The sequence below is a fragment of the Kribbella sp. genome (assembly GCF_035687465.1).
Classification (GTDB): Bacteria; Actinomycetota; Actinomycetes; order Propionibacteriales; family Kribbellaceae; genus Kribbella.
In genome coordinates, this window is sequence record NZ_DASRXP010000553.1 from 1 (window position 1) to 8952 (window position 8952).

At 67.4% G+C, this 8952-nt stretch carries 13 protein-coding genes; 6 read left to right on the top strand and 7 right to left on the bottom strand.

The window, feature by feature from the left end; translation table 11 throughout:
- On the top strand, positions 1-395 hold a 395-nt coding region (locus VFG33_RS29430; RefSeq protein WP_325056241.1), incomplete at its 5' end, for a hypothetical protein.
- A 59-nt stretch (positions 396-454) separates the two neighbouring features.
- Entirely contained in the window at positions 455-1219 is a 765-nt protein-coding gene (locus VFG33_RS29435) for a DUF8692 domain-containing protein (protein WP_325056242.1), read from the top strand.
- Here the strand turns inward: VFG33_RS29435 and VFG33_RS29440 are convergent.
- Positions 1197-2006 (bottom strand): sigma-70 family RNA polymerase sigma factor, encoded by an 810-nt coding sequence (locus VFG33_RS29440; protein ID WP_325056243.1) that lies wholly within the window; start codon positions 2004-2006, stop codon positions 1197-1199. The two genes, VFG33_RS29435 and VFG33_RS29440, sit on opposite strands and share 23 nt — an antisense overlap.
- Positions 2007-2178: 172 nt before the next feature.
- Between VFG33_RS29440 and VFG33_RS29445 the strand changes: the two genes are divergently transcribed.
- Positions 2179-2334: a hypothetical protein gene (locus VFG33_RS29445; protein ID WP_325056244.1), complete on the top strand. Its 156-nt coding sequence runs from the start codon at positions 2179-2181 to the stop codon at positions 2332-2334.
- A gap of 5 nt (positions 2335-2339) precedes the next feature.
- On the opposite strand, the gene VFG33_RS29450 is transcribed toward VFG33_RS29445, so the two are convergent.
- Positions 2340-3305, bottom strand: a complete 966-nt coding sequence (locus VFG33_RS29450) for a TIGR03557 family F420-dependent LLM class oxidoreductase (RefSeq protein WP_325056245.1) — start codon at positions 3303-3305, stop codon at positions 2340-2342.
- A 199-nt stretch (positions 3306-3504) separates the two neighbouring features.
- On the opposite strand from VFG33_RS29450, the gene VFG33_RS29455 reads away from it, so the two are divergent.
- The 3 genes from VFG33_RS29455 to VFG33_RS29465 all read left to right on the top strand — a co-directional run bounded on the left by VFG33_RS29455 (position 3505) and on the right by VFG33_RS29465 (position 5247).
- Positions 3505-3648, top strand: a complete 144-nt coding sequence (locus VFG33_RS29455) for a GPGG-motif small membrane protein (protein ID WP_166665715.1) — start codon at positions 3505-3507, stop codon at positions 3646-3648.
- Between the two features lie 172 nt (positions 3649-3820).
- Positions 3821-4399 (top strand): dihydrofolate reductase family protein, encoded by a 579-nt coding sequence (locus VFG33_RS29460; protein WP_325056246.1) that lies wholly within the window; start codon positions 3821-3823, stop codon positions 4397-4399.
- Between the two features lie 89 nt (positions 4400-4488).
- On the top strand, positions 4489-5247 hold the full coding sequence (locus tag VFG33_RS29465) for an NIPSNAP family protein (protein ID WP_325056247.1): 759 nt from the start codon (positions 4489-4491) through the stop codon (positions 5245-5247).
- A 5-nt stretch (positions 5248-5252) separates the two neighbouring features.
- On the opposite strand, the gene VFG33_RS29470 is transcribed toward VFG33_RS29465, so the two are convergent.
- The 5 genes from VFG33_RS29470 to VFG33_RS29490 form a co-directional block, all read right to left on the bottom strand.
- Positions 5253-6245: a LacI family DNA-binding transcriptional regulator gene (locus VFG33_RS29470; RefSeq protein ID WP_325056248.1), complete on the bottom strand. Its 993-nt coding sequence runs from the start codon at positions 6243-6245 to the stop codon at positions 5253-5255.
- Positions 6246-6325: 80 nt separating this feature from the next.
- Positions 6326-7411 carry a Gfo/Idh/MocA family protein gene (locus VFG33_RS29475; protein ID WP_325056249.1) on the bottom strand — a complete coding sequence of 362 codons (1086 nt, stop codon included), beginning with the start codon at positions 7409-7411 and terminating at the stop codon, positions 6326-6328.
- Entirely contained in the window at positions 7408-8244 is an 837-nt protein-coding gene (locus tag VFG33_RS29480; RefSeq protein ID WP_325056250.1) for an amidohydrolase family protein, read from the bottom strand. The genes VFG33_RS29475 and VFG33_RS29480 overlap by 4 nt, the downstream gene beginning before the upstream one ends.
- Positions 8241-8726 (bottom strand): VOC family protein, encoded by a 486-nt coding sequence (locus tag VFG33_RS29485; protein ID WP_325056251.1) that lies wholly within the window; start codon positions 8724-8726, stop codon positions 8241-8243. Before VFG33_RS29485 ends, VFG33_RS29480 begins: the two co-directional genes overlap by 4 nt.
- Positions 8723-8952, bottom strand: a 230-nt coding sequence (locus tag VFG33_RS29490; protein WP_325056252.1) for a transketolase C-terminal domain-containing protein, incomplete at its 5' end; no start/stop codon positions are given. The genes VFG33_RS29490 and VFG33_RS29485, both read right to left, overlap by 4 nt.

Here is an 8952-nt window from a genome sequence, read left to right on the forward strand (position 1 = left end):
GATTGCCGCCGCGACGACGGGGTACCGGGGCCTGGCACTCGAATTGGCTTGAAAGGAGCGCGACGATGCCCGCAGGATCGAGCAAGAAGCGGGAACGGCAGTACGAGCACATCAAGGCAGGCCTGAAGAAAAGCGGCCGCAGCGAGAACACCGCCGAGGAGATCGCGGCCCGCACAGTCAACAAAGAGCGTGCCCGCTCCGGCGAGGCAAAGCAGAAGAGCCGCAGCTCCACCAACGACATCTCCTCGAGCCGCCGCGGCGGCCTCCGCTCCCACAGCGGCTCCCAGGGGCGCACCAAAGCGCAGCTCTACAACGAAGCCAAGAACAAGAACGTCAAAGGCCGCTCAAAGATGACCAAAGCCGAACTGGAAAAGGCTGTCGGCAGCCCGCGTTAGAGTTTTCTCATGCGGGGGGTGCTTGGCCTGGGCGGCTGATGCCTGCAGGATGACTCTCCATGGCCGCACCTGCACCCGCACCGCCGAGGACCGACGGCATCACCGATCGGCTGATCCCGGCGGCGGTCGGTCCGACCCAGCTCGTGGTCGGCCTGCTGGTCTTCACCGACCTGCTGATGGTGGTGCTGCACCTCGCGCATCGCAGCGTGCAGGTGAACTCCCGGGTGCCGATGGTCAAGTCGTTGGCATTCAACATCTCCAGCGATCACGGCATCGCGGAGTCCTTCGGCTACGTGCAGCTGTTCTGGGTCGTGCTGTTGCTGCTGTGGCTGGGAACCCTCGGCCGACGCCGTTCCTACCTGCCGTGGGCGCTCTTGTTCGCCTTCCTCCTGGCGGACGACCTGTTCAGCCTCCATCAATCCGCCGGATCCGCGCTGGTCCGCGCGGCCGGTGAGGACCCGGCTCGGCTGCTGGCCGGCGGGCTTCGTACCCAGGATGTCGGCGAACTCGCCTTTGCGGGACCCGTCGGCCTGATCCTCCTGGTGCTTCTGACCTGGGGATACCGCCGAGGAACCGCCCGCACCCGGACGACGTACCGGCAATTGCTGGGGTTGAGCCTGATGCTCGCGGTCTTCGGGCTGGTGGTCGACGGCCTGGCGACCGGACTCGGGGACTCCGGGCTCCAGTTGCTGCACCTGCTCGAGGACGGGGGTGAGCTGCTGGTCGTCACAGCGGTCCTCGGGTACGTCGTGATGCTCACCGGCCGCACCTGCGCGGAACAGCGCTCGGAACCTTCCTCGGTCAGGTCGAACGCAGGTGGGTGAGACGGCTGTCGTTGGTCAGTTGGTCTCGGAGGTGGTCGAGGATTCCTCGGAGGAGGCGGGAGACCTGCATCTGGCTGACGCCGAGTTCGTTGCCGATCTCCTCCTGGGTGAGGCCGGCGCAGAACCTGAGTTCCAGGATGCGGCGGTCTCGATCGCCCAGTTCTGAGACCGCAGGGGTCAGAGTCTGGACGTTCTCGACCAGTTCGTACCCGACCTCTGCATCCGCCACCGTCTCGATCAGGCTGGCGCCGCTCTCCGCCGCGCCCGGCGCGTCCAGTGACAACGCGGTGAAGCAACCCCGGACAGACGCGGCCTCGGCGATCTCTCCCGCCTCGGTACCGAGCGCCTGCGCGGTCTCCGCGGTCGACGGCAGGTGCCCGAGCTTCTGCGTCAGCTCCGGTTCGGTCGCCGCGATCGTGCCCTGCATCTCCTGGACCCGTCGCGGCGGCCGGACGGTCCACGCACAGTCACGAAAGTAGCGTTTCAGCTCGCCCCGGATGGTCGGTACGGCGTACGCGAGGAACGCTGTCGAGGCATCCACCCGGTAGCCGTTGGCCGCTTTCACCAACCCCAGATAGGCGACCTGCTCCAAATCATCCGTATCGACGCCCTTACTGCGGTAGCGCGAGGCGATCGACCGTGCGACCGGCGCGTTCAGGATGACGACCTCGTCGAGCAGTTGCTGGTGGCGGGGATCGGGAACGTTATCGGCTTCGATCAGCAGTTCTTGGGTGTTATCGGCAATCCGCTGCTTCGTGTCGGCAGCGCTGACAGGTGCGATCGTCACGGTGAGAGACCTCGTCGTGTCGTCCTGCGGTGTGTGGCGTCAATGCTGAACCACTTGCCCTCCACCAGACCAAATCCTGGCGCCCGCCGCAACCCCCGAAGTGTTACGAGCTCTTTAACGGGCACCAGAACCACGTGAACGACTTCGCCGGCGCGGCACAGTGGAGCGGCGGATGACAGAGCGCCGCGGCGAGCGACTCGAACTGACGGACGGGACCATCGCGACGGCCACGGTTCACCCGTCGTCAGTGGTCCGGTCCCGCGAGTATCGCCGCGATTTCGGCCTTTTCGTCGACGATCTGCGTGCGGCTCGCGCTCTTCTCGCCTGACGCACCTACCGGCCCGAGCGGCGGAGTTCCGGGAGTACCTCGTCGCGGTAGAGCTTCATCATGTCGACCGAGTACGGGCCTATGTTCGCCACGTAGATCTCGTCGAATCCCGCGTCGACGTACGGTTTGAACGCCTCCACGTGGTGGTCGGCCTTCGATCCGCAGGTGATGGACTTCGCGGTCTGCTCCTTGGTGACCAGCTGGCTGGCCTGCTCGAAATGCCGTGGCGAGGGCAATACCTGTGCGAGCTCACCCGGCAGTCCCGAATTGCCCCAGATCCGGTGCGCCTGCTCGATACCTTCCTCCTCGGACGGCGCGTAGCTGACCTTGAACCCTGCCTGTGCTGGCTTGTCGCCGCCACCATTCTCGCGGAACCGGTCGCGCAGTTCCTTGTCCGGTGAAGTGGTGATGTAACCGTCCGCGATCCGTGCGGCGACATCCGTTGCCTCAGGCCCGAATCCGGACATGTAGATCGGCAGCGCGCTGTCGGGTTTGGTGTAGATCCGGGCGGTGTCGACGGTGTAGTGCTTGCCGTGGTGCGAGACGAAGTCGTCCTCGGTCCACAGCCGGCGCATCACCTCGACGGCTTCCTCGATCATCTCCAGCCGGATGTCCACGGTCGGCCAGACATCGCCGAGAACGTGCTCGTTCAGCGCTTCACCCGTACCGATGCCGAGAGTGAACCGGCCGTTCAGCAGTACTGCGCTGGTCGCCGCGGCCTGGGCGATCACCGCCGGGTGGATGCGGACCGTCGGGCAGGTGACGGCAGTGGTCACCGGCAGCTCGCAGACCTGGGAGATCGCGCCGATGGTCGACCAGACGAAGGCGCTCTGGCCCTGTTCGTCGTTCCACGGGTGGTAGTGGTCGCTGAGCCAGAGCCCGTCGAAACCGGACTCCTCCGCCAGCCTGGCCTGCTCGATCAGCTCGGCGGGCGTGTACTCCTCACTGGACAGGAAATAGCCGATCTTCACGTCGTCTCCTCGGTCGTCCGGGTGGCCCGCCCCCGGTGCCCCGCCGCGATCCACTCATTCCTCGAAGATCGACACCGTTTGGGGCTGATCGCCCCGGGCACCAGATGTGCAGGGACGACCGCCGGGGTCAGGGCGTTCCGCACCACGGGGAGTCAAGCCGCCGGGCGTACCCGTCCGGCCCGTCGAGAAAGGAACGACCATGGGCCTAGTGCTCTGGATCATCGCGGCGATCCTCGTCATCTCGGGAATCGTCTCGCTCGTTCGTGGCCAGGTGCTGATGGGCGCCGCACTGATCGTCATCGGCCTCCTGGTGGGCCCGGGTGGCGTCAGCATTTTCACCTAGACCACCCAGCGAAAAGGACCGCAGAGGGACTCGCACCCTCTGCGGTCCTTCGCGTTGTGCTCAGAAGGTGCTCGACAGAATCCGGGAGGCGGTGTCGGATCGGGATCGATGTGCTCGTAGTAGGAGTGAACGGCCGCCCAGGAGGGCGTCCACCGAACTCAAGGAGAGCATCATGACCGCTACCTACACCTTCGACATCTTTTCCAGCCTCGACGGCTACGGCTCGCACAGCGGCAACTGGGGCGGCTATTGGGGCAAGCAAGGCCCCGAGTTCCTCGACCACCGCCTCGCCTTGTACGAGCAGGAGCAGCGGATGGTCTTCGGGGCCACCACCTATCGGTCGAACGCGGCGATGTTGGCCTCGATCCCCATGGAGCCCGAGTTGCTTGATCCCTGGGTCACCCGGATGAGGAATCTGCCGGCGACCGTGGTGTCGAGCACGCTGCAGGGACCCCTCGACTGGCCGGACGCGACCCTCGAGAGCGGCGACGCCGTCGACATCGTCGCCCGGCTCAAGGAGGAGTCCGAGGTGCCGTTGCGCTCGCACGGCAGCCTGTCGCTGAACCGGGCGCTGATGGCCGCCGGCCTGGTCGATTGGGTCCAGGTGACGATCTTCCCGGTGATCACCGGGCAGACCGGAGTGGACTCGATCTTCCAGGGCGCGGCCGACTTCGACCTCGAGCTGATCGAGAGCCGGACGTTCGACGGCAACACCCAAGAACTCATCTACCGGCCCACCCTGCATAGCTGAGTCCGTCGCGGCCGTACGAGAACGCTGACAGCCGGTGGCAGGTTTATTGGGTTGACTGAGACCCGGCGTACCGGAACGAGGAGGTTGGCATGCTGGGTTGCTGTGCCGTGGTGGACCTGCGGCAGTACACGTTGCACCCGGGGCAACGGGACAGGTTGATCGAGATCTTCGATGAGTCGTTCGTCGAAGGGCAGGAAGCCCAGGGCATGCACATCGTCGGGCAGTTCCGCGATCTCGACGACCCGGATCGATTCGTCTGGCTGCGGGGTTTCGCCGACCTGCCGGCCCGCGCGGAAGCGCTGCAGAACTTCTACTACGGTCCCGTCTGGCGCGCGAGAAGCGCCGAGGCGAATCCGACGATGGTGGACTCGGACAACGCGCTGCTGCTGAAGCCGATCGAGCTCGGCCCGGGCTATCCCGCCCTCGACGCCCCTCGTCCGCCCATCGGCGCCACCGAGATCCCCGACTCCGTGATCGCCGGCGCCATCTACCACCGCGCCAAGCAAGGCGCCGGAGCGATTCGCACCGGGGTTCCGGCCGATGACGGGTTCGTGGAGTTCTTCAGCGATCAGGTGGTGCCGGTCCTCATCGACACGGGTGCGGTCCTCAGTGCGACCTTCGAGACCCTTGTGGCCGAGAACAACTTTCCGGCTCTGCCGCTGCGGGACGAGTCCGTGCTCGCCTGGTTTGCGACCTTCCCCGGCGACGCGGCGTACGAGGCGCATCGCAGCAGGCTCGAGGCCTCGCCGACCTGGCAGAACAAGATCCTCCCCGAACTCACCTGCCGCTCCGCCGCCCGACCCCAGAATCTCCACCTCCGCCCCACCGCCCGTTCGCAGTTCCGCTGAGTGCGTCAGCTCGGCGGCCCGGTGGATTGGCGCACGATCAGTTCGATCGGCTCTCGAACCACCTCGCTGATCAGGTCGCCCGGCTGGGTGGTCAGAAGGAGTTCGGCCGCCCTCGCACCCAGGCGGCGGAGCGGCATCCGCACAGTGGTCAGCGCAGGCACCAGGTGATCGGCGAGCGGGAGATCGTGCACCGCGATCACCGACACGTCCTCGGGCACGGAAAGACCGGCTGTCCGCAACGCGGTCAGGACGCCGATCGCTGAAGCCACGTTCGCCACGAAGATCGCCGTCGGCCTGGCGCCACCGGCCAGGAGTTCTGTCGTTGCGCGGGCTCCGCCGTCAGGTGTGTAGTCGGCGACCACGTCGAGGTCGGGATCAGGGATGAGCTCGTGCTGCCGGAGGGCCTTGCGGTACCCGGCCCGGCGGCGACGAGCCGTGTCAGCGCCGGCGGGCCCGCCGACGTGCGCGATTCGTTCGTGCCCGAGCTCCAGCAGGTGCTCCACTGCGATCAGGGCCGCTCGGGTGTCGTCCAGGATGACGTGGCGCGCGGTCGTCCGGCCGCGGCGGTTCACCAGCAGCCACGGAATCCCCAGCGACGACAGCGTTTCCTGCTCCGCCCACGTGATCGGACCCCCTGCCAACAGGAGCCCGTCCACCCTGCCCTCGCCGAGGACCTCCAGATAGTCCTTGGCCGCCCGCCCGCCGGCGGTCGAAGTACCGACCATCAGGACGCAGCCACGAGCCAGCGCTTCCGCCTCGGCGCCGGTGATGATCTCGGCGTACACCGGGTTGGCGAAATCCGGGATGAACAGGCCGAGCGTGCCGGTCCGTGCCGTTCGCAGGCTGCGCGCCGCCATGTTGCGCCGGTAACCGAGCTGCCGGATCGCCGCGTGCACGCGCTCCCGGGTCTCGGGCCGGATGCTCAGCACCTTGTCGTCGTTGACCACCCGGGAGACCACGGCCTTGTCCACCCGGGCGAGCGCGGCCACATCGCTCATCGTGACTCGCCCGCCGCGCCCCGACGCCGGGGGCGCCGCGGCCCGGGCGCGGGCCGCCGAAGGGCGGGGTCGTGGGTTGCTCACACATCCTCCGGTACTCGAACGTCGCCGTGATCGATCGAACCGTACAGCGCGTGCACCAGCGCGAGGGTGCGCAAATTGTCGCGGGCGGCGGTCGGCGCGGTCTCGCCCTCGGCGATCCAGCGGAGTAGACCGGCCATCGGTCCGCCGAACGCCCACGGGATCCAGCGCTGAGTCACGGGGTACGCGAGCCAGCCGTCGGTCGGCAGCACCTTGCTGAACACCTCGAGCGTGTCCGGTCGCCCGACGGGGTAGTCGTACAGCAGCCCGAGCGTGCCGCGAATCGCTCCGGCGGTCCCGTCGATCCGGAACTCGGCCCGCTGGTCGCCGCCCTGGTTCTCGTGGTTGACGTGCAACACCGCCCGGGTGTCGCCGTCGAACACCAGCGTGCTGATCGTCCTGGTCTCACCCACCGCCTGTTGCCCGACTCGCCTGGACGCGGTGGAGAACACGCGGACCGGGTCGCCGAGGATGCTGCGGATCGCGTCGAGGTAGTGGATCGAGTGGTACATGATCTCGAGCCGCGGCGACTCCACCAGCCAGTTCCACGCGCTCCAGTCGGTGCTGATGTCGACGGTGAACGACATCGCAGTCGCCGTACCGATCCAGCCGGCCTGGACCATCGCCCGGGCCGCGGCGAGTCCCTCGTCCCAGCGCAGTTGCTGATTCACCGCGACCTTGAGTCCGGCCGCGTCCGCGAGGTCGACCAGTTCCCGGCCGGTCGCGACGTCGGGTGCGAACGGCTTCTGGCAGAGCAGATGCTTCCGCGCCTTGATCGCCTCCCGCACCAGGTCGGGCTGCGCCCATGGCACCACGGCGATGTCGACGACTTCGACCTGATCGTCCGACAGCACTTCTTCCAGAGACTGATACACCCGGCCGATGCCGTGCCGCTCAGCCACCGCCGCAGCCCTCTTGGAGTCGCGGTCGTACACCCCCCGGACCTCCAGCCCGAGCCCTCTGTAGGCCGGCAGGTGGGCAACATCGACGATCGCACCGGCACCGATCACGGCGATCCCGCGCCGATGTCCGGACGGTACGTCGATGCGTACGGTGTCGGCGATTCCGGCCAGTCGATCGATCATGCGGGCACCTTGTAGAAGGCATGGGCGGTTCCGCCGAGTACTTGGTCACGCTCGTCCTCGGCAAGCCCCGCGAGCACCTCCCGGGTGGCGCTCCAGACGCCCGCGTAATCGCCTGCCAGCATGCTGATCGGCCAGTCCCCGCCATACATCAAGCGGCTCGGGCCGAAGACCTCCAAGGCGTGATCGACAGCCGGCTGAAGGTCCTTGGCGGTCCAGTCGGGCGCCGCCGCTGTGTTGAGGCCGGAGATCTTCGCGTACACGTTGGGATGCTCAGCTGCCCGGCTGAGCAGCTTGGCCCAGGGTTGCCAGCCGCCCGAGGCGATCGGCGGTTTGGCAAGGTGGTCGATCACGATCCGCAGCCCGGGGTGCCGGCCTGCGATCACCGGCACATGCTCCAGGTGGCGCGGTGTCACCGCAACCACGTCGAACGACAGCCCGCGCTTCTCAAGCACGGCAAGGCCCTTGAGAACATCACGACGCAGCAACCAGTCCTCGTCCGGCTCGTTGTGGATCAGATGCCGGACGCCGACGAAGCGGTCGTCCGGCGCCCGCCTGTCCAGCTCCCGCTCCGCCTCGGCGGTGTTGGTGAGTGGCACCCAGCCGACCACGGCGCCGATCCACGGCCAGCGATCGGCCACCTCCAGCATGAAGTCCGAATCCTCGATCGAGTCCATCGACTGCACCAGGACGGTCCGATCGATGCCAGCAGCAATCAATTGGGGTTCCAGCTCGGGCTCTTCGATGGTGCGGTTGATCGGGGCGAGCTCGGCGGTGAGCCAGGGGTAGGAGACGCGCTCCAGGTTCCAGAAGTGCTGGTGTGCGTCGATGATCATGGCGTCTCCGCCGGGTGGGAACGGTCCGGGGGAGGCTGGACCAGTTCGAGGGTGATGTCATCTGGGTCCAGCAGGTAACAGGCGGCGCCGCCGGCGTTGACGCCGGCGTCGATCCGGTTCGGGGGCGAGACGAATCGCACCCCGGCCGCGACCAAGCGCTCGTACTCCGCGTCGAGATCCGTGACCACGAACGCCAGGTGGGCGGACCCCGCTCGATGGCGGGCCGGATCGACCGGCTCCCCGCGCGGTGCGACGTACTCCACCAGTTCGACATCGTGCGAGCTCACCCCAGGCCTGTTCCCGGGTACGGCGAACTGCGCAACCCGCAGATGCGCGTCCTGGTATCCCACCAGCGACCGGGTGTAGGCGTTGGCCTGCTCCTGCGTGTGAACCAGCGACAGGCCGAGAACGTCGCGATAGAAGGCGATCGACCGGTCGAGATCAGCCACGTGCAGGCCGGTGTGCCAGATCCCGCCGATCATCGGCCGACCAGTTTCCTGAGCTCACCGGCGATGTGGTCGGGCGATGGCACGAGGGCGTCCGCCAGCACCGGCGCGGCCGGAAGCCGGACGTCGGGTGTGCCGACTCGCAGCGGCGGCGTCAGCAGCGGTACGCCGGTCTCGGTGATCCGGGCGACCACCTCGGCGCCGAATCCACCGGTCACGTTCGCCTCGTGCACCACGGCCAGCCGTCCGGTCCGGCGCAGAC